This window comes from Streptomyces sp. AC558_RSS880, from assembly GCF_019049255.1.
Taxonomy (GTDB): Bacteria; Actinomycetota; Actinomycetes; order Streptomycetales; family Streptomycetaceae; genus Streptomyces.
This window is the reverse complement of record NZ_JAGMUJ010000007.1, coordinates 239,557-259,609: the sequence shown is the minus strand read 5'-3', so window position 1 is coordinate 259,609 and position 20,053 is coordinate 239,557. Positions and strand designations below refer to the sequence as shown.

Below are 20,053 nucleotides of genomic sequence, written 5' to 3'. Positions count from 1 at the left end.
GGGAATTAATTCCCCGTAGCGATTGCTCCCGTACAGCTCGTCTCGCCACGGTGAGTACCCGTTCGCTCACTCGGCGGAAGTGCACCGTCCTGCCCCACGCAGGCACGGCAGAGACACCGCCGCCCCCACTCGGAGGCATCCCCCATGGCAGAACCCGTGCCCTTGCCGGTACCACTCCTCCACGAGGACCGGCTCGACTACACCCCCACCCAGCGCAGCGTCCCCCTCGCCCGGCGCCGGGCCGCGCGGCTCGTCGCCGAATGGGGGCAGCCGGGACTCGCCGGGGACGTCGCCCTCGTCGTGTCGGAGTTGATGACCAACGCCCTGCTGCACGGCAGCGTCCGGGGACGGCTCATCCGCGTACACGTCACCCTCGGTCACCGCACCCTGCGGGTCGAGGTGAGCGACCCGCGCGGCGAGCGGCCGCCGAGGCCGCGGCCGGCCGGGGGCGACGCCGCCGATCAGTTCGGACGGGGGCTCTTACTGGTCGAGGCGGTCGCCGCGCGGTGGGGCTGGGAACCGCGGACCGTCGGCAAGACGGTGTACGCCGAATGGGACGTCCCCGACCGGACGTCGCCCACGCCGAAGCCCGTGACCGCCGGTCCGCCCCACACGCTCGTCACCGACGTCGAATGACTCGCCCGGCACGCGGTCGGGGCAGCGGTGGGCGCGCCCTCACCCCAGACCCCACCAGACCAGCGAAAGCATGAACAGCTGACGCCGACGTGTTCACGCCTTCGCGGAGCCCTCCGGAGCGGAGCCCCTACCGCGCGAAAACCCGGATCGGCGGCGTCAGGCGGAGATGCCGTCGATCCGGGCCAGCGCGTCGTCCGCGCCGTACGGCTGCAGGTAGGGCAGCCAGCGCGGGTCCCTGTGGCCGGTGCCGATGATGCGCCAGGCCAGGCCGGTGGGCGGGGCGGGTTTGTGACGCAGGCGCCAGCCCAGTTCGAACAGGTGGCGGTCGGCCTTCACGTGGTTGCAGCGGCGGCAGGACGCCACCACGTTGTCCCAGACGTGCTTGCCCCCGCGGCTGCGCGGGATGACGTGGTCGACGCTGGTTGCGACGCCACCGCAGTACATGCACCGGCCCCCGTCACGGGCGAACAGCGCCCGGCGGGTGAGTGGAACGGGCCCCCGGTAGGGGACCCGCACGAAACGCTTGAGCCGGACCACGCTGGGTGCGGGGACTGTGACGGTCGCGCTGTGCAGATGGGCGCCGGTCTCCTCGAGGCAGACTGCCTTGTTCTCGAGGACGAGCACGAGCGCGCGGCGGAGCGGTACGACGCCGAGCGGCTCGTACGACGCGTTGAGGACCAGGACATGCGGCACGGACGGCCTCCTTGTACGCCGGCGGCGCGTGGCTCGCGCCGGGACGATCCGTAGTCAGTCTCCCCTCATGCCTGGTGGACGCGCCACCATGTCCCGGTAACGGGCTGGGAGTGTTTTCGACCACATCCCGATTCATCCCCAGGATCACGGCCTGTTCAAGCGCGGGTGAGGACGGTCTCTTCTTCGCACATGCCGCCGATCCGCTCACAATGCCCCGTTAGTGTGGTGGTTCTGCCCGCGACGGTGACCCTTTCGTGACCTTGAAGATATTGACCGCCGCACCGGGGGCAGACATGCACCTGGAGGTACCTGCCGTGTCCTTGTCCGCCGTCCTGTCGGCCGTCGATCCGTCGCCGACGCCCTCGGAGTCCGGGACACCACGGGTGCCCTCGCTCCAGGACGCCCAGGAGACCGCCGGCAACGCCGCCGGCTGGGTCGAGGAGAACTGGTCGACGTGGCTCGCGATCGGGCTCAGGGTCCTGCTGATCCTGGTGATCGCGACGGTGCTCAGAGTCATGGTGCGGCGGGCGATCACCAAACTGGTCGACCGGATGTCCCGGACCGGCCAGGCGGTGGACGGCACCGCGCTCGGCGGTCTGCTGGTCAACGCCGAACGGCGCCGGCAGCGCTCGCAGGCGATCGGCTCGGTGCTGCGCTCGGTGGCGTCGTTCCTGATCCTGGGCACGGCCGCGCTGATGGTCCTCGGCACCTTCCAGATCAACCTGGCCCCGCTGCTGGCCTCGGCCGGTGTCGCGGGTGTCGCGATCGGTTTCGGCGCGCGCAACCTGGTCACGGACTTCCTCTCCGGCGTCTTCATGATCCTGGAGGACCAGTACGGCGTCGGCGACACCGTCGACGCGGGGGTGGCCTCCGGTGAGGTGATCGAGGTCGGGCTGCGGGTGACCAAGCTGCGCGGTGACAACGGCGAGATCTGGTACGTCCGCAACGGCGAGGTCAAGCGCATAGGCAACCTCTCCCAGGGCTGGGCGACCGCGGGCGTCGACGTCACGGTCCGTTCCGACGAGGACCTGGACCGGGTGAAGGCCACGCTGAGCGAGGTCGCCGAGAAGATGGGCAAGGAGGAACCCTGGAACGAGCTCCTGTGGAGCCCGATCGAGGTGCTCGGCCTGGACTCGGTACTGCTGGACTCGATGGTGCTCCGCCTCTCGGCGAAGACCATGCCCGGCAAGTCCCTGACCGTGGAGCGGGAGCTGCGCTGGCGCATCAAGCGCGCCTTCGACGCGGCGGGCATCCGCATCGTCGGCGGCGCCACGGCCATGGAGGACGTGGAGGCCCCCGACCCCACGGCGGGCATCGCGCCCCCGTCGGTCTACTCGAGCACGGTCTCGCCGCAGTCGGCGGCGGCGTCCCCGCTGCCCCCGCCGAGCACCACGAAGTAACCGTCGACCCCGAAGGGCGGCACCCGGAACTCCCCGGGCGCCGCCCTTTCCCGTACCGCTCCCGACGCTCCCCGCGCGGGAACCGAACTGATTTCCCGGGCGTGTTCGTGGGCAGGGTGGGGGCGGAATTTCCGGCAATCGCACCGCGATCGAATCAAGATCGCGCCAAGGCCGGTGCATATGTCAGTCGCGGCGGCGATACTTGCCGCGAGGGATGACCATGGGGGAGGTCACATGACACACACGCCGAACGGCGCGGCGCCACCCGGCACCGGCACGCCCGTGCCCACGCTGCCGGCGGTGCCGCCCCAGCCCACCCCCGCCGCCGTCCCCGTCCCCGTCCCCGCCGCGCCACCGCCGCAGGCCCGCCGCACCGCCTTCGCCGAGGGCGTCGACCGCCTCCGCAAGGCCGCCACCACCGAACCCGGTCGCCTCCGCATCATCGGCGCGGTCCTCGCCGCCCTCGTCGTCGCCTTCGGCGCGGTGACCGCCTGGCAGATGACCGACCGGGCTGCGGCCGCCGACGACGTCCTCACCAGCAGCCAGCCCCTCAGCTCGGACGCCGCCGACATCTACCGCTCCCTCGCCGACGCCAACACCGCGGCGTCCAGCGGCTTCCTGGCCGGCGGTCAGGAGACCGCCGCCTCCAGGGACCGCTACGAGAAGGACATCCGCACCGCCGCCGCGAAGCTCGTCAACGCCGCGGCCAACTCGGACCCCGGCTCCCCCTCCGCGGAGACCATCACCAAGCTCAACCGCCTGCTCCCCGAGTACAAGGGCCTGGTCGAACGCGCCCGCACCTACAACCGCCAGGGCTTCCCCGTGGGCGGCGCCTACCTGCGGTACGCGAACGAGAAGATGCAGGAGGAGATGCTCCCGGCGGCGGAGGACCTCTACACCAAGGAGAACCAGCGCCTCCGCGACGACTACGCGGACGCGACCCCCTACCCCTGGCCCGCCATCGCCCTCGGCGTCCTCGCCCTGGCCGCCCTCGCCTGGGCCATGCGCCGCACCTACCTGCGCACCAACCGGGTCCTCAACCACGGCCTGGTGGCGGCGACGACGGCGGCCACCGTCGTCCTCCTCTGGCTGACGGTCGGCCACACCCTCGCCCGCTCGGGCCTGAACGACTCCTACGACCACGGCGTCCGCTCGCTCAACGTGCTGCACGACGCCCGTATCGCCTCCCTGAAGGCGAGGGGCAACGAGAACCTGACCCTGGTGGCCCGCGGCGCCGAGACGACGAAGATCGGCGACGAGACGTTCGACGCCTACGACCACGACTTCGGCCGCGACATGGACACCCTCGGCAAGGGCCTGGCCCGGGCGGAGCGCCTCGCGGACGACGACAGCGGCACGAAGCCGGTCTCCGCGGCGGTGGGCAACATGACGGAGTGGAAGAAGCGCCACGCGGCCGCCCGTGAGCAGGACGAGAACGGCAACTACCAGCAGGCGCTGGACATGGTGATCGGCGCGAAGGGCGCGACCGGCGAGTGCTTCGACAGCGTCGACAAGAACCTGGCCGCGGCGCTCGCGCACGAGGAGAACGAGTTCGAGCAGGCGGCCGGCGACGGCCGGGACGCGCTGACGGGCCTGCCGGCCGGCGCGGCCGTGCTCGCCGTGCTGGGCGCGGCCGGCGCGGTGCTGGGCATCGGCCGCAGGCTGTCGGAGTACCGGTGAACGGGCGCGTGAAGGAGCCGAAGGGGGCCATGACGATGATCACACGACACCTGCGGGCCCGCCTGAAGGGCTGGGGCGGAGTGGGCGCGATGGCGACCGCCTGCGCCCTGACACTGCTCTTCGCGCTGGCACTGGCCTGCGTCGGCGCTCCGGCCGCCGCTCCCGCGAAGACCACCGGCCAGACCGTGTCCCACACCGCGCGGGCCCAGGCGGACGAGGACTGCGCGGACCCGGAGAAGCAGACCCTCTCCCCCTCCGACGCCGACGGCCCCACCATCGAGGAGATCAAGAACCGCCGGGGCGAGAAGCGCAAGCTGATCGTGGGAGTCGACCAGAACAGCTACCGCTGGGGCTACCGCGACCCCAACAGCGGGGAGGGCGGCACCCTCGAGGGATTCGACATCGACCTGGTGCACCGCATCGCCGAGGACATACTCGGCGACCGCGACGCGGTCCAGTTCAAGGCGATCCCGACCGACCAGCGCATCCCCGCGATCAAGGACGGCCGGGTCGACATGGTCGTCCGCACGATGACGATCAACTGCGACCGCATCGAGGACGTGGCGTTCTCCGCGCCGTACTTCAGGACGGGCCAGCAGGTCCTGGCCCCGAAGTCCTCACCGGTCCAGGGATACGACGAGACGCTCGCGGGCCGGAAGATCTGCACGGCGACGGGCTCGACCGCGTACACGAAGCTGGAGGCGGACAAGGAGGCGGGCAGGCTGCCGGCGTCCACCGACATCCGCACCACCGTCCCCAACCAGCTGGACTGCCTGGTGCGGCTGCAGCTCGGCGAGGTCGACGCCGTGGTCACCGACGGCGCGCTCGCGGCCAGCCAGGCCGCGCAGGACCCGACGGTCCAGCTCAAGGGCGAGGCCTTCACGACCGAGTACTACGGCGTGGCGATGAAGAAGGACGCGGACGACCTGGTCCGCCGGGTCAACCGGATCCTGGTGGACTTCCGCGAGGACGCCACGGACGGCTGGCAGGACGCGTACACCGAGTGGCTCTCGGCCACGCTGGGCGCCGACTCCTCCGAGTCGAGGCCCCCGACCCCGGAGTACCTGCGCGAGAGCTGACCCCGGACCGGCCCCGGCCGGACACACCCCAACCGTCAACAACCCCCCAGCGAGAGGTGATCGATGGCCGACACGGATCCCACCGGGCCGGTGATGGACCGGGACGAGGTGGACCGTGCGCTGGCGCGGCTCGGCGCGGAGCACGAGGCGATCGAGACCTCGCTCCTCGCCCTGCAGGACCACGCGGGCCGAAGACTCCTGGAGGGCGCGCGGCTCACCGGCATCACCGAGGAGCGCTGGACGGCCACCGAGGCGTCGATCGCGCTGTTGTGGACGTACTTCGACGCGTACACGGACGCGCTGCGCACGGCCCGGGACATCCGGTCCCGCCGCCGCTGGTCCAGCCGTGAGGACCTGGTGGAGCTGACGGAGCTGCTGCGCGGCGACTCGGTGACCGTGGCCGGCAGTGCGGCGGCGACCGCCAACGCGCCGACGCTCCACGCCGCCCCCGGGAAACTCAGCGAACGCTACTCGCTGGCCACCCTCGTCGACCGCATGAACGAGCTGTACGCGACCTCGCTGGACATGGTCGTCGCCGCCGACGCGGTGTGGTCCGCGCTGCCCGCCCGGATCGATCTGCTCGCCGCCGAGCTCCAGCGCACCAGCCGGCTCGCGCACTCGGTCGGCGTGCGCCCGGGCGAGCATCCGGCGGGCGACGACCTGGAGCGGATCACCCGCACGCTGACGAAGCTGCGCGAGCAGGTGGTGTCCGACCCGCTGGCGTACTGGAAGCGCGCGGAGGGCAGTTCGGCGCCCGGCGGCGGACGGCCCGACACCACGGTCTACGACCGTGAGGCGCGCGCGCTGGAGGACGTGCGCCGGGAGATCGACGCGGTGCTGACGGTCCGCCAGGACGCGGAGAAACGCATCGTCAGGCTGCGGGACGTGCTGTCCCGTGCCGACCGCACCCTCGCCGAGGCCCGCACCGCACGCGGCGAGGTGCTGGCGAAGATCGCCGCGACGGAGGTGCCGGTGGTCAGCGGACCGCCGACCGTGCTGCAGGAGCAGCTGTCGACGGCCGCGGAGTACCGCAGACACGCCCAGTGGCACCGCCTGTCCCCGCTCCTGGAGTCCCTCGAGCAGAAGGCGGAGGACGAACTGCTGCGCGCCCGCGAGTCGTTGACCGCGGTGACGGCACCGCTGGCGGTCCGTGCCGAGCTGCGCGGCCGGCTGGACGCGTACAAGGCGAAGGTGGCCCGGCACGGCCTGGCGGAGGATCCCGTCCTGGTGGAGCGGTACGAGAAGGCGCGCCGGATGCTGTGGAGCGCGCCCTGCGATCTGCGCGCCGCCGACCGGGCGGTGCTGCGCTACCAGCAGGCCGCCGCGGAAGTCCTCGGCACGGCGCCGCGGGTGCCGGACCAGGGCGTGCCCGACGACCGGAGGGGGCCCGGCGCATGAGCGACGAGGGGGAGGCCGCGCCATGAGCGAACCGGAGAACCGGACACCCGGGACCGGGTGCCAGCGCCCCGACTGCGGCGGCGCGTACGAGGACGTCGGCGGCGGCGAGCTGTACTGCGACACCTGCGGCCTCGCCCCGGTGGTGTCGCCGACCGGCATGGTCGGCTCGGCCCCGACCGGCATCACGGTGGGCGGCCGCGACTCGCGCGGCTCGGCGGGCAGCGGACGCTCCAGCGGACGCAGCGGCCGCAGTTCCCGTACCTCGTCCCAGTCGTCGAAGTCCCGCCGTTCGGTCTCCGGGCGGCTCTCCCGCTCGCTGTCGGGCCGGGCCACGGGCCGTTCGGTGTCGGTGCGCAGTTCCGGCGCGGGCGCCGGCTCGTCCGGCCGGGGCCGCCTCGGTGCCGGTCTGGTCGAGGTGCCGCCGATCCCGCGCCCCGATCCGCGCGCGATGGTGCTGGAGAACCCCGAGGTGCCCGAGCGGAAGCGGTTCTGCTCGCGCTCGGACTGCGGGGCGCCGGTGGGCCGGGCCCGCAGCGGCCGGCCGGGGCGCACGGAGGGCTTCTGCACCAAGTGCGGCCACCCGTACTCGTTCGTCCCGAAGCTGCGGGGCGGCGACGTCGTGCACGGCCAGTACGAGGTGGTCGGCTGTCTGGCGCACGGCGGTCTGGGCTGGATCTACCTCGCCGTGGACCGGGCGGTCTCGGACCGCTGGGTGGTGCTGAAGGGCTTGCTGGACACGGGTGACCAGGACGCGATGGCGGCGGCGATCTCCGAGCGGCGCTTCCTCGCGGAGATCGAGCACGCCAACATCGTGCGGATCTACAACTTCGTGGAGCACCTCGACCAGCGCACCGGCTCCCTCGACGGCTACATCGTCATGGAGTACCTGGGCGGCAAGTCGCTGAAGGAGATCGCCAACGGCCGTCGCACGCCGGAGGGAAGGCGCGATCCGCTGCCGGTGGAGCAGGCGTGCGCGTACGGCATCGAGGCCCTGGAGGCGCTCGGCCACCTGCACAGCCGGAACCTGCTGTACTGCGACTTCAAGGTCGACAACGCGATCCAGACCGAGGACCAGCTGAAGCTGATCGACATGGGCGCGGTGCGCCGGATGGACGACGAGGAGTCGGCCATCTACGGCACGGTCGGCTACCAGGCGCCCGAGGTCGCCGACGTCGGTCCTTCGGTGGCGTCGGACCTGTACACGGTGGCCCGTACGCTCGCCGTCCTCACGTTCGACTTCCAGGGTTACACGAACGTCTACGTGGACTCACTGCCCGACCCGGACGGCATCGAGGTCTTCCGGCGGTACGAGTCCTTCTACCGCTTCCTGGTCCGCGCCACCGACCCGGACCCGGCCCGCCGGTTCGCCTCCGCGCAGGAGATGACCGAGCAGCTGACGGGCGTGCTGCGCGAGGTGGTCTCCCTGCAGTCGGGCCGCGCCCGCCCCGCGCTGTCCACGCTCTTCGGCCCGGAACTGCGGGTGACGGACACGGAGTTGTTCCCCGCGCTGAACGGGGACGTCTCCCGCCTCGGCACCCGCCCGGGCCGCCCCCGCAAGGGGGCGCCCCGGGCGCTCCCGTCCGCCGCCGGCACCTCCGTCCTCGTCAAGCCCGTCGACTGCGCCGCCGCCGCGCTCGCCCTGCCCGTGCCGCACGTGCACCCCGCCGACCCCAACGCCGGTTTCCTCGCGGGTCTGCTGGCGTCCGCGCCCGGCGAGCTGATCAACGCGCTCGCCGCCGCGCCCGCCCCGTCGGCGGAGACCCGGCTGCGCGAGGTCCGCGCCCGGTTGGAGACCGGCGAGTGGTCCACCGCGCTGGCGGTGCTGGGCACGCTGGAGGAGCGGGACCCCGACGACTGGCGGGTGGTCTGGTACCGGGGGGTGGCCGCGCTCGTCACCGGCGACCACGAGGGCGCCGCGCTCGCCTTCGACGCGGTCTACGACGCGTTCCCCGGCGAGATCGCGCCGAAGCTGGCGCTCGGCGTGTGCGCGGAGGTGCTGGGCCAGCTGGACAACGCCGCCGAGTACTACCGCCTGGTGTGGTCGACCGACCCGAGCCATGTGAGCGCCGCGTTCGGGCTGGCCCGGGTGCAGTTGGCGGCCGGGGACCGCGGAGGCGCCGTACGGACGCTGGTGTCGGTGCCGGAGTCCTCCATCCACTACACGGCCGCGCGGGTGGCGTCCGTCCGGGCGCGGCTGCGCGGGCGTGCGGTCACCGCCGGTGACGTACCGTTCCTGGACGACCTGACCGCCGCCGCCGGGCAGGTCGAGGCCCTGGAGGCGTACGGTCTGGACCCGGCGCGGCGCGAGCTGTTGTCGGCCGAAGTCCTCGGCTGCGGGCTGGACTGGGTACTCTCCGGGGGCCAGGGTTCCGCTCCTCCCGCCGCCGGGGGGCGGACGCTGCTCGGCAGCGGTCTGGACGAGCGGGGCCTCCGTTTCGGCCTGGAGCGTTCGTACCGCACGCTGGCCCGGCTGGCGCGCAGCGGCGAGGAGAGGATCGACCTGGTGGAACGTGCCAATCGTTACCGCCCCCGGACGTGGGTGTAGTTGATGTCGCAGATGCCTCAGCAGGCCGCTCTGTCGAAGTGCCCGAGCTGCGAGGAGCCCCTCGAGTCGGGTGACCGTTTCTGCGGTGCGTGCGGATACGACCTGTCCGCGGTCCCCGCACGACCGCGGAACGAGCCGACGATCGCCATGAACGGCGCGGTGCCGTCGCAGGCCCCGGCGGAGCGGGGCCTGCCCCGGCCGCCGTCGGCCCCGCCCGCCGCACCGGCCTGGCCCACCCCGGACGGCCCCGCCGCCCCACCGGCCCACCGCCCGGCCGACCCGCCCGGCACCCCCCTGCCCGGCACGTCGGCCGGCCATGGAGCACCGGTCCAGGGGGCGCCCGTACCGCCGCCTCCGGTGCCCGGCGCCCAGATGCCGCCGTCCACCGTCCCGGACACCCCCGAGGCTCCGTATCCGGACCAGGGCACCCCCGTGGCTCCGCCCCCGGCGCCCGACGCCCAAGTGCCGCCGTCCACCGTCCCGGGCACTCCCGTACCGCCGTCGGCCCAGGGTGCCCCTGTGTCGCCGTCCCCGGCGCAGGTGACGCCCGTACCCCCGTCCCACGTCGAAGGCACCCCCGTGTCACCGGCGTTGACGGGTGCCGTACCGGCGCCTCCGCCTGCGGAACCCCCCGTGCCGTCGTCCGGGGTGCGCTTCGACCGGCGTGCGCAGTCGGAGGAGCGGGCCGCCGCCGGCCGATCGGCCGCGCAGCCCGACGAGTACCCGCTCCAGGCTCCGGACCCGCGGGTGGCGGCCGAGCAGGGGGCGGCGGCCGGGCAGGCTCCGGCCGCCGGTGGTGCCGCGGTGTGCGTGGCCTGCCGTGCGGGCCGGGTCGACGACGACGGCTACTGCGAGAACTGCGGTCACGCCCAGCCACGCGAACGGGACCACATGGAACAGGAATGCGGCCCCGTGGCCGCGGTCAGCGACCGCGGCCTGCGCCACCACCGCAACGAGGACGCCTTCGCCGTGAGCACCACGGCGCTGCCCGACGGCTCCCCCGCCTCCGTGGCGATCGTCTGCGACGGCGTCTCCTCCGCCACCCGCCCCGACGAGGCGTCACTCGCCGCCTCCCGCGCGGCGAACGAGTCCCTGCTCGCGGCCCTGCCGCGCGGCACGCACCCGCAGACGGCGATGCACGACGCGATCGTCGCCGCCGCCGACGCGGTCAACGCGCTGGCCGACGAGCCCGCGGGGGCCCGTGAGCACGCCCCGCACCAGAACGCCCCGGCGTGCACCATCGTCGGCGCCGTGGTGACGGCCGGTCTGCTGGTCGTCGGCTGGGTCGGCGACAGCCGCGCCTACTGGGTGCCGGTCGACCGCTCCGCCCCGGCGGCCCGGCTCACCGAGGACGACTCGTGGGCCGCGCAGATGGTCGCCGCGGGCCTGATGGGCGAGGCCGAGGCGTACGCCGACCAGCGCGCGCACGCGATCACCGGCTGGCTCGGCGCCGACGCGTACGAACTGGAGCCGCACACCGCCTCGTTCAAGCCGGACCGGCCCGGTGTGGTCGTGGTCTGCACGGACGGCCTGTGGAACTACGCGGAGTCGGCCGACGAGATGGCCGGGGCCGTGCCCGCGGACGCGGCCGTACGGCCGCTGCACGCCGCCCGGGTTCTGGTCGGCCACGCCCTCGACGGCGGGGGCCACGACAACGTAACAGTGGCCCTCGTGCCGTTCCCGGCCGTCCCGCAGGGGGCAGGATCGGCCTGAGGCCGCTTACGGGACGCCTCGCACGGGGAAGCCTCAACGGACCGGAGGGGACCGGTCCGTCAGCCGTCGTCGCCCCGCGCCGTCGGGGCAGCCAAGGGGGAGCGAACAGGCATGGCCAATTTCTCGAAATCGAACGTGCCGCAGTTCTCGGTGGACGTGTACCAGAACGAGTACCTGCCGGAGGGCGGCCGCGAGGTCAACGCCATCGTCACGGTGACCGCGACCGGCGGCGGCACCATCGGCAGCGCGGTGGCGGCACCCCACCTCTACCCGCCCGGTGAGGGGCCGTCGGCGGCCGTGGTCCTCATGGTCGACTGCTCGGGTTCGATGGACTACCCGCCGGCCAAGATGCGCAACGCCCGCGACGCGACGGCCGCCGCGATCGACGCCCTGCGCGACGGCGTGAACTTCGCGGTGGTCGGCGGCACGCACGTGGCCAAGGAGGTGTATCCGGGCGGCGGCGCCCTGGCGGTCGCCGACGCGGGCACCCGTGAGCAGGCCAAGCAGGCGCTGCGGAAGCTGAGCGCGGGCGGCGGCACGGCGATCGGCACCTGGCTGCGACTGGCCGACCGGCTGCTGGCGTCGGCGGACGTGGCGATCCGGCACGGCATCCTGCTCACCGACGGCCGCAACGAGCACGAGTCGCCGCAGGACCTGAAGGCGGCCCTGGACGCCTGCGCCGGACGGTTCACCTGTGACGCCCGCGGAGTGGGCACCGACTGGGAAGTGAAAGAAGTCACAGCCATCGCCTCCGCCCTCCTCGGCACCGCCGACATCGTCGCCGACCCGGCCGGTCTCGCCGCCGACTTCACGCGGATGATGGAGACGGCGATGGGCAAGGAGGTCGCGGACGTCTCGCTGCGGCTGTGGACCCCGGTCGGCACGACGGTGAGGTTCGTCAAGCAGGTCGCGCCGACGGTCGAGGAGCTGACCGGCCGCCGTACGGAGGCGGGTCCGCGTGCGGGCGACTACCCGCTGGGTTCCTGGGGTGACGAGTCCCGCGACTACCACGTCTGCGTCGAGGTGCCGCCCGCGGGCATCGGGCAGGAGATGCTGGCGGCCCGGCTGTCGCTGGTGATTCCGCAGTCGTCCGACGGCAGCGTGCGCAGCCTCGGGGCGCAGGGTCTGGTCCGGGCCGTGTGGACGGACGACATGGCCGCCTCGACGTCGATCAACCCCCAGGTCGCCCACTACACCGGGCAGGCGGAACTGGCGGAAGTCATCCGACAGGGTCTGGATCTGCGCAAAGAGGGGGATATCGACGGAGCGACGGCCAAACTGGGCAGGGCCGTGCAGCTCGCGAGCGCGTCCGGCAACGCGGATACTGCGAAACTGCTTGCGAAGGTGGTGGACGTGGTCGATGCCGCGACAGGTACTGTGCGACTGAAGGCGAAGGTCGAGGAGGCCGACGAGATGACGCTCGAGACTCGGTCGACAAAGACTGTTCGTGTAAAGAAGTGATCCGTAAGTAGTCGAGCCTGACCCCTCGGGGTTGGAGAAACCGGCCGGAACCGGCCGGACAAGGAGAGGGGGAAGCGCCGACATGCCGACCTGCCCGAACGGACACCAGTCGGGTTCCGACGACTGGTGCGAGGTGTGCGGTCACCGCATGGCGGGTGCCGTGCCCCCACCTCCTCCCCCGCCGCCCGCACCCGGCGGCGGCTACGGATTCCCGCCGCCCGGCGGCCCCGCCGGCGGTCCTGGCGGCCCCGGTGGTTTCGGTGGCCCCGGCGGCGGCTCGCCGGAGCTGTGCCCGCAGTGCCGTACGCCGCGTGAGGGCGCGGCGCCGTTCTGCGAGGAGTGCCGGTGGAACTTCCTGACGAACACGGCGACCTCGTACACCCCGGCCGCCCCGCGTCCGCCGGCCCCCGGCCCGGGTCCGGGTCCGGGTCCGGGTGGGCCCTTCCAGCAGCCGCCCGGCGGACCGTCGTACGGCGGCGGTGACTCGTTCGACTACCAGGGCTCGCGTCCCTCGCAGGTGAACCGCCCCGCCGAGCCGATCCCGCCGGGCCCGCCCGGCTTCGGCGGCGACCCCTCACGACCTGTACCGCCCCCGCCGGGTCCGCCCGGCCCGGGCGGCTTCGGTGGTCCCGGTGGGCCCAACGGTTCCGGTGGTCCCGACGGTCCTGGTGGGCCGAACGGGCCCGGAGGACCTGGTGGGCCTGGTGGGCCCGGCCGCTTCGGTGGACCCGGTGGACCTAACGGTCCCGGGGGCTTCGGCGGTCCTGGTGGCCCGAACGGACCTGGTGGGCCCGGGGGGCCCGGAGGCTTCGGCGGTCCGGGTGGTCCTGGTGGACCTAACGGTCCCGGGGGCCCGAACGGGCCTGGTGGGCCTGGTGGCCCCGGAGGCTTCGGCGGTTCCGGTGGACCTAACGGTCCCGGCGGTCCGAACGGGCCCGGTGGCTTCGGCGGTTCCGGCGGTCCCGGTGGACCTAACGGTCCCGGCGGCCCCGGTGGCCCGAACGGCCCCGGTGCTCCGCAGGCGTTCCAGCCCGGGCCTCCGGCCCCGCCCGGATTCCCGCAGGAGACCGGCCGCCCCCAGCCGGGCGGGCCGCCCTTCGGCGGCGGTGACAACGACTGGGTGATCTCCCCGCCGACCGGCGGCCCCGGTGGTCCTGGTGGCCCCGGCGGTCCCGGCCCTGGTCCCGGCGGTCCCGGCGGTCCGAACGGCCCCGGTCAGCGCGGCGGTTACGGCTACCCGCAGCCCGGTGCGACCCAGGCGCCGCCCGGGCCCGGCGGCTTCCCGCAGCAGCCCCGGCAGCCGCAGGGACCGGCGACCTGGACCGCGACCATCGGTCCGGACCGTGAGTACTTCATGGCGATGATGCAGCGCTCCGGCCCCGAGGCCGCGGGCCTGAACCTGCCCGCGTACTCGCCCGAGCAGCAACGCACGCTCACCGGCAACCAGATCACCATCGGGCGCCGTCGCCACTCCACCGGCGACACCCCCGACATCGATCTGTCCACCCCGCCGGAGGACCCGGGCGTCTCCCACCAGCACGCGGTGCTGGTGCAGCAGCCGGACGGCACGTGGGCGGTCGTCGACCAGAACTCGACGAACGGCACGACGGTCAACGGCTCGGACGAGCCGATCCAGCCGTTCGTCCCGGTCCCGCTCCAGGACGGCGACCGGGTCCACGTGGGCGCCTGGACGACGATCACCATCCGCCGGGGCTGAACGACAGTCCTACGCGGCGGGCACCGGCCAGACGTGCGGCCCTCCGGGGTCGTCCAGCCAGGCGCGGTCGCCCTCGGCGTCGACCGTGAGGCCGTAGCGTTCGCGCTGCGGCCTCCCCTCGCGCTCCCAGAGGCCGTACGCCTCCCGCCACACCGGGTCAGCGTCGAAGGCCCCGCTCGCACCGATCTCCCGCACGAGCGCGGCCCGCATCTCGCGGTCCTGTCCACCTCTCTTGCCAGGCAGGGTGCCCGGTGGAGAGTGGTGGCGGAGGTGGCTCACTCGTTCGAGTGAGCCAGGCCGGATGCGAAAAGAAAGGCAAGCGTCGGGGCTACGTTTGGCGGCATGTCACGTCTCCGGATGTACCCGACGGCCGCGCAGGTGGAGCGGATGCTGCTGCACTGCGCGCACGCCCGGTACGTCTGGAATCTGGCCGTCGAGCAGCACGCGCGCTGGCGGCCGGGCCGCAGGTCCGCTCCCGGGTTCGCCGAGCAGTGCCGTCAACTGACCGAGGCCCGCAGGGACAACGGCTGGCTAGCCGCGGGAAACGCGGATGTGCAGCAGCAAGCGTTACAGGACTTCGCCAAGGCCAAGAACGCCCGGTTCGCCTCCGGGTCCGGTGAGCCGACCTGGCGGAAGAGACATGTGCACGAAGGCTTCCGGGTGATCGGCACCGACCGCGTCCCGGAGTTCGAGGTGGACGGTTCGCCAAAGCTGAACGCCCGGGGCAGGCAGGTGATGGGCCGGTCGGTGGTGGTGCAGAAACTGAACCGGCGGTGGGCGCGGGTGAAGGTGCCCGGCTGCGGCTGGGTCCGCTTCCGCCTCACCCGCGCCGAGCTGCCGCAGGCGAAGACCTTCCGGGTCACCTTCCGCAACGGTCGGTGGCACATCGCCTTCGCGACCGTCCCCAACCCCATCCCGGCGCCCGGCACGGGTGAGGTCATCGGGATCGACCGGGGCGTGAAGATCACCGCCGCCCTGTCCGACGGCCGAAAACTGAACTGCCCCCAGCTCACGGTCAAGGAGCGCGCCCGGATCCGTAAGCACCAGCGGCGGGCGACCCGTGCCCCGAAGGGCAGCGAGGCCAAGGCCGCCGAGCACGCGAAGGTGGCCAGGCTGGAGGCCCGTGAGACGGACCGACGCAAGGACTGGTGCGAGGAGACCAGCACCATGCTCGCCCGCACCTGCCGCCTGATCCGGTTCGAGAAGCTGAACATCACGACCATGACCCGCTCAGCGAAAGGAACCGTCGAGCAACCGGGCAGGAACGTCAGGCAAAAGGCGGGGCTGAACCGGAGCATCCTGGCCCAGGGCTGGGGTCTGCTGCGCCGCCGCACCGGTGAGAAGGCTCCCGGGCGGGTGGAGGACGTCCCCGCCCCGTACACGTCGCTGCGGTGCAGTGCCTGCGGCTGGATCGAGAAGGACTCGCGCAAGAGCCAAACCGAGTTCGTCTGCGCATCCTGCGGGTTCACCTGCAACGCGGACGAGAACGCGGCAGTCAACGTCGCGGCAGGACAGGGCGGGATCCCCCGCCCCCGGCGCACAGCCGGTGCCGGAGGGGTGACAGCGGCCACCAACCGCTCGAGCACCCGTGAACCCCAACCCGTCCGGATTGGAATCCCCCTCCCTTGAGGAGGGGGAGGATGTCAAAGTAGGCCCGGTCCTAGGCCTCGAGTCCTATGCCGTCGCGTCTGAGACCATGGACGGCGTGACAGAGATTCGGCGCGGCACGCTTCAGGAGCAGACCTTCTACGAGCAGGTCGGCGGGGAGGAGACCTTCCGCCGGCTCGTCCACCGTTTCTACCGAGGAGTGGCCGAGGACCCGCTGCTGAAGCCCATGTACCCCGAGGAGGACCTGGGCCCGGCCGAGGAGCGGCTGGCGCTGTTCCTCATGCAGTACTGGGGCGGTCCGACCACCTACAGCGAGAACCGCGGCCACCCGCGCCTGCGGATGCGCCACGTCCCGTTCAAGGTCGACCGGGCGGCACACGACGCCTGGCTGAAGCACATGCGCGACGCCGTCGACGAACTGGGCCTGTCCGAGGAACACGAACAGACCCTGTGGAAGTACCTGACGTACGCGGCGGCATCGATGATCAACTCCCCGGACTGACGACACAGCCCCGCATGAACAGCCCCTCCGGCGTTTGAGGAGCGGGGTCCGGGGCGGAGCCCCGGGACGGGACGGGAAGGGGCGGCGGGGGCGAAGAGAACCCTCCCGCTCGCATTCCGGTCACCCAACGCCGATTTCCGATCACAATCCGGTCAAGTCCACCTCCTGAACGGTTACCTCCGGCACACCCCCTCTGACAACATCACCCGGAGGTCCGGACAACCACGGGGGGTTGCGGTGCCATCCGCAGGGGGCTCGGCGAGATTCGTGCTCGCCCGCGCACGCGCGCACAGACCCCTCCTCGCGGCCGCCCTCCTCACCGTCCTCCTGACCACGGCCGTCCTCGCCACCCTCACCGCCTACTCCGCCGCCGTCGGCGACGCCTCCCTGCGCCACGCCCTGGCCGCCCCCCGCGACGCCGCCGACACCACACTCACCGTCGAGGCCGAAACCGTCCCGGCGGCAAGCCGCGCCGCCGCCGACACCGCCGTACGCGAAGGCGCCCGGAAGGCCTTCGACGGACTGCCGGTGACGCTGCGCACCCTCACCCGCTCCGGTCCGTACGCCCTGCCCGGCTCCCTCCGCCCCCCGGACGGACGCGCGGAGGCGGACGAACCCGACCTCACGCACTTCGCCGCACTGGACCGCACCCAGGTGCGCGTCACCGAGGGCCGGATGCCCGCGGAGAGCACCGGCACCGAGATCGAGGCCGCCCTCCCGGAGACCGCCGCCCGTGTCCTCGCCCTGGAGCCGGGCGCCCGCCTCACCCTGGACGACCGGCTCGACGGACCGCCGGTGACGGTCCGGATCACCGGCCTGTACCGGCCCGTGGACACCACCGCGCCCTACTGGCAGCTGGACGACCTGAACGGCCGGGGAATCGTCCAGGGGCACTTCACGACGTACGGCCCCCTGCTCGCCGACCCCGCGGTGTTCACCGGAGGCGAGGTCAGCACGGGTCCCTCGGGCTGGCTGGCGTCGGCCGGCTTCTCCGCGATGACGACCGGGCGGATCGACGCGCTGCGCGAGGCGGTGCGCCGGGGCGTCGCCGCCCTGCCCGAGGCCGAGGCGCTGGACGGCACGGCGACCGCCACCAGCGAGCTGCCCGCCGCGCTGGACCGCATCGAGCGCTCCCTGCTCGTCTCCCGCTCCACGCTGCTGGTCATCGCGGTCCAGCTCGCCCTCCTCGCCGCGTGCGCCCTGCTGCTGGTGGCCCGGCTGCTGAGCGCCGAACGCGCGGGTGAGACCCGGCTGTTGCGGGCCCGCGGCGCCTCCCGCGCCCAGGTGGCCCGGCTCGCCGCCCTGGAGGCGCTGCTGCTGGCCGTGCCCGCGGCGGCCTGCGCCCCGCTGCTCGCGGGACCGCTCACCCGGCTGCTGGCCGGGCAGGGCGCGCCGGCCCGGATCGGGCTGCACCTGGACGCCTCCGTCGGCGCGGTCGCCGGACGCGGCGCGGTGTGGCTGGTGGCGGCGGGCGTGGCGCTGGGCTGTGCGCTGGCCGTCACGGTCCCGGCGCTCGTCTCCTCCTTCACGGCCGGCCGTGCCGAGCCGCTGCCGGGCGCGGTGCGCGCGGGCGCGGACGTGGGTCTGCTGGTGGTGGCCGGTGTGGCGTACTGGCGGCTGAGCCGTCGGCCCTCCGGTGCCGTCGGTGAGGACCTCGGCGTCGATCCGCTGCTCGTGGTCGCCCCGGCGCTGGCGCTGCTCGCCGGCACGGTGCTGACGCTGCGGCTGCTGCCGCCGGTGGCGCGGCTGGCCGAGCGCCGGGCGGCCCGCGGCCGCGGGCTGCCGGGGGCGCTGGCGGGCTGGCAGCTCAGCCGCCGCCCGATGCGCGGGGCCGGACCGGTGCTGCTGCTGGTGCTCGCCGTGGCGCTGGGCATGCTGGCGATCGGCCGGGGTTCCTCGTGGGAGCGCTCGCAGGACGACCAGGCGGACTTCCGGGCCGGTGCGCCGGTGCGGGTCCTGGCCGCCGGGGAGGACGCGTTCGGCCGCGGTCAGGCGTACGCGGCCGTGTCCGGCGTACGCGCGGCCGCCCCCGCCTTCCGTACGACCGTGCCGCTGTCCGGCGGGCGGACGGCGACCGTGCTGGCGCTGGACACCGCGCACGCGGCGGACACGCTGCTGATGCGCTCCGACCTGGCACCGGTGCCGTCGCGCGCGCTGGTGTCCGGGCTGTCGCCGGAGGGCGCCGCGGCGGGCGTCCGCGTGCCGGCGGGCACCGCGCGGCTGACGCTGACGGCGGCGCTGCGGGGCGCGGACGCGCGGACCCCGGTCGACGTCACCGCCACCGTGGAGGACTCCTACGGCACCCCGCACACGCTCGGCCTCGGCGGGCTGCGCGCCGACGGCCGCCTCCACGACCTCGCCCTCGACCTCGGGGCGGCCGCCGAGGCGCCGCTGGGCGCGCTGACGCTGACCGGGCTCCGGCTGGAGCTGACCCAGCCCGTAGGGAAGGCCGAGCGGCACCGCCTCACCCTGGCGGCGCTGACCGCCACGGACACCGGCGGCCGGGACCGGGAACTGCCGCCGCCGGCCGAGTGGAAGGTGTCCGTGCGTGCCGGTGGCGCGGCGTCCTCCCCCGGCGGGGACACCGGCCCGGCCCCGCCCCGCGTGGTCCCCGGCGACCCGACGACCGTCGTCTACGGCACCGGTCACCTCCCGGCGGACCTGGCCTGGCGGCCCTCGCCGCTCACGGTCGGCCTCCAGGTGCCGCAGCCGCCGTCGTCCGAGGTCACCGCCGTGGCGACGGACCGCTACCTCGCCTCCACGGGCGCGCGTCCGGGGCAGCGGGTGGACGTGCGGATCGGCGGGTCCACCGTGCCGCTGCGGCTCGTGCGGGCGGTGCGGGAGCTGCCGTCCACGCCGGTCGGCGGGAAGGACGACGGCGGGGCCCTCCTCGTCGACCTGCGGTCCGTCAACCGGATGATCCAGGCGCGCCAGGGGGAGAGCGTGCTGCCGAACGAGTGGTGGCTGGCGACCGCGCCGGGCGCGTCGGCGCGGGTGGCGGGGGCGCTGCGCGGCCGGCCCGACGTCGATCCGTCCCGGGTGGTGGTGCGGGACGAGATCGCCGCGGAGCTGCGCGACGACCCGTTCGGCGCCGGGCCGGGCACGGTGTTCGGGGCGGCGGCCCTCGCGGCGGCGGCGCTGACGGCGGTCGGGTTCGCGGTGAGCGCGGCGGGGTCGCTGCGGGAGCGGTCCGCCGAGTTCGCGGTGCTGCGCGCGCTCGGCGCCTCCCGGCGGCGGCTGGCCCGGGTGGTCCTCGTCGAGCAGGGGGTGCTGGTCGGTCTGGCGCTGGCGGTGGGCGTCCTGCTCGGCACGGTGCTGGCCCGGGCGGTGATCCCCCTGGTCATGCTGACCGCGGAGGCCACCCGCCCGGTCCCCGGGGTCCTGGTGGAGCTGCCGCCCGCCCGGGTGGCCGCCCTCCTGGCCGCCGTGGCCGCGGCGCCCCTGCTGATCACGGCCGTACTGGCCCTGCGCAGGGCGGACCCGGTGACGTCGCTGCGGGAGCGGGGAGGCGAATGAGGGTGAGCGTCCTGACCGTGCGAGCCCCGTGGGCACACACCCGGCGTTGCGCCGGCCCGGCGCTCCCCGCCGCCACGACCATGGCCACCGCCGCGCATCACGGCC

Annotated in this window: 14 protein-coding genes; 12 read left to right on the top strand and 2 right to left on the bottom strand. The window is 73.9% G+C overall.

All coding sequences use genetic code 11. The annotated features are described in order from the left end of the window. The first annotated feature begins 144 nt into the window (after positions 1-144). Entirely contained in the window at positions 145-636 is a 492-nt protein-coding gene (locus KUM38_RS03430) for an ATP-binding protein (RefSeq protein WP_217127749.1), read from the top strand. A 156-nt stretch (positions 637-792) separates the two neighbouring features. Here KUM38_RS03430 and KUM38_RS03425 read toward each other — a convergent pair whose 3' ends face one another. After that, positions 793-1,329: an HNH endonuclease gene (locus KUM38_RS03425; protein ID WP_217127748.1), complete on the bottom strand. Its 537-nt coding sequence runs from the start codon at positions 1,327-1,329 to the stop codon at positions 793-795. A 293-nt stretch (positions 1,330-1,622) separates the two neighbouring features. Here KUM38_RS03425 and KUM38_RS03420 point away from each other — a divergent pair, with 293 nt between their 5' ends. The 8 genes from KUM38_RS03420 (at position 1,623) to KUM38_RS03385 (ending at position 14,322) form a co-directional block, all read left to right on the top strand. Then, positions 1,623-2,729 carry a mechanosensitive ion channel family protein gene (locus KUM38_RS03420; RefSeq protein ID WP_217127747.1) on the top strand — a complete coding sequence of 369 codons (1,107 nt, stop codon included), beginning with the start codon at positions 1,623-1,625 and terminating at the stop codon, positions 2,727-2,729. A gap of 234 nt (positions 2,730-2,963) precedes the next feature. Next, positions 2,964-4,409 (top strand): hypothetical protein, encoded by a 1,446-nt coding sequence (locus tag KUM38_RS03415; protein ID WP_217127746.1) that lies wholly within the window; start codon positions 2,964-2,966, stop codon positions 4,407-4,409. 35 nt (positions 4,410-4,444) lie between these two features. After that, positions 4,445-5,488, top strand: coding sequence for a glutamate ABC transporter substrate-binding protein (locus KUM38_RS03410; protein ID WP_217127890.1), 1,044 nt, complete (start codon positions 4,445-4,447; stop codon positions 5,486-5,488). 63 nt (positions 5,489-5,551) lie between these two features. Beyond that, positions 5,552-6,886, top strand: coding sequence for a hypothetical protein (locus KUM38_RS03405; protein WP_217127745.1), 1,335 nt, complete (start codon positions 5,552-5,554; stop codon positions 6,884-6,886). A gap of 22 nt (positions 6,887-6,908) precedes the next feature. After that, the gene (locus KUM38_RS03400; protein WP_217127744.1) at positions 6,909-9,431 is read left to right on the top strand and encodes a serine/threonine-protein kinase; all 2,523 of its coding nucleotides are present in this window, start codon (positions 6,909-6,911) and stop codon (positions 9,429-9,431) included. A gap of 3 nt (positions 9,432-9,434) precedes the next feature. After that, entirely contained in the window at positions 9,435-11,144 is a 1,710-nt protein-coding gene (locus tag KUM38_RS03395) for a PP2C family serine/threonine-protein phosphatase (RefSeq protein WP_254396576.1), read from the top strand. A gap of 111 nt (positions 11,145-11,255) precedes the next feature. Continuing rightward, positions 11,256-12,605, top strand: coding sequence for a VWA domain-containing protein (locus KUM38_RS03390; RefSeq protein WP_217127743.1), 1,350 nt, complete (start codon positions 11,256-11,258; stop codon positions 12,603-12,605). 82 nt (positions 12,606-12,687) lie between these two features. After that, positions 12,688-14,322: an FHA domain-containing protein gene (locus KUM38_RS03385; RefSeq protein WP_217127742.1), complete on the top strand. Its 1,635-nt coding sequence runs from the start codon at positions 12,688-12,690 to the stop codon at positions 14,320-14,322. 9 nt (positions 14,323-14,331) lie between these two features. Here the strand turns inward: KUM38_RS03385 and KUM38_RS03380 are convergent, their stop codons facing one another. Then, positions 14,332-14,532 carry a hypothetical protein gene (locus KUM38_RS03380; RefSeq protein ID WP_374227033.1) on the bottom strand — a complete coding sequence of 67 codons (201 nt, stop codon included), beginning with the start codon at positions 14,530-14,532 and terminating at the stop codon, positions 14,332-14,334. 132 nt (positions 14,533-14,664) lie between these two features. Between KUM38_RS03380 and KUM38_RS03375 the strand changes: the two genes are divergently transcribed. The 3 genes from KUM38_RS03375 to KUM38_RS03365 all read left to right on the top strand — a co-directional run bounded on the left by KUM38_RS03375 (position 14,665) and on the right by KUM38_RS03365 (position 19,948). Next, positions 14,665-15,951, top strand: a complete 1,287-nt coding sequence (locus KUM38_RS03375) for an RNA-guided endonuclease TnpB family protein (protein ID WP_217127741.1) — start codon at positions 14,665-14,667, stop codon at positions 15,949-15,951. Between the two features lie 67 nt (positions 15,952-16,018). Continuing rightward, positions 16,019-16,432: a globin gene (locus KUM38_RS03370; protein WP_217127740.1), complete on the top strand. Its 414-nt coding sequence runs from the start codon at positions 16,019-16,021 to the stop codon at positions 16,430-16,432. A 237-nt stretch (positions 16,433-16,669) separates the two neighbouring features. Further along, on the top strand, positions 16,670-19,948 hold the full coding sequence (locus KUM38_RS03365) for an ABC transporter permease (protein WP_308408892.1): 3,279 nt from the start codon (positions 16,670-16,672) through the stop codon (positions 19,946-19,948). Positions 19,949-20,053: the final 105 nt, after the last annotated feature.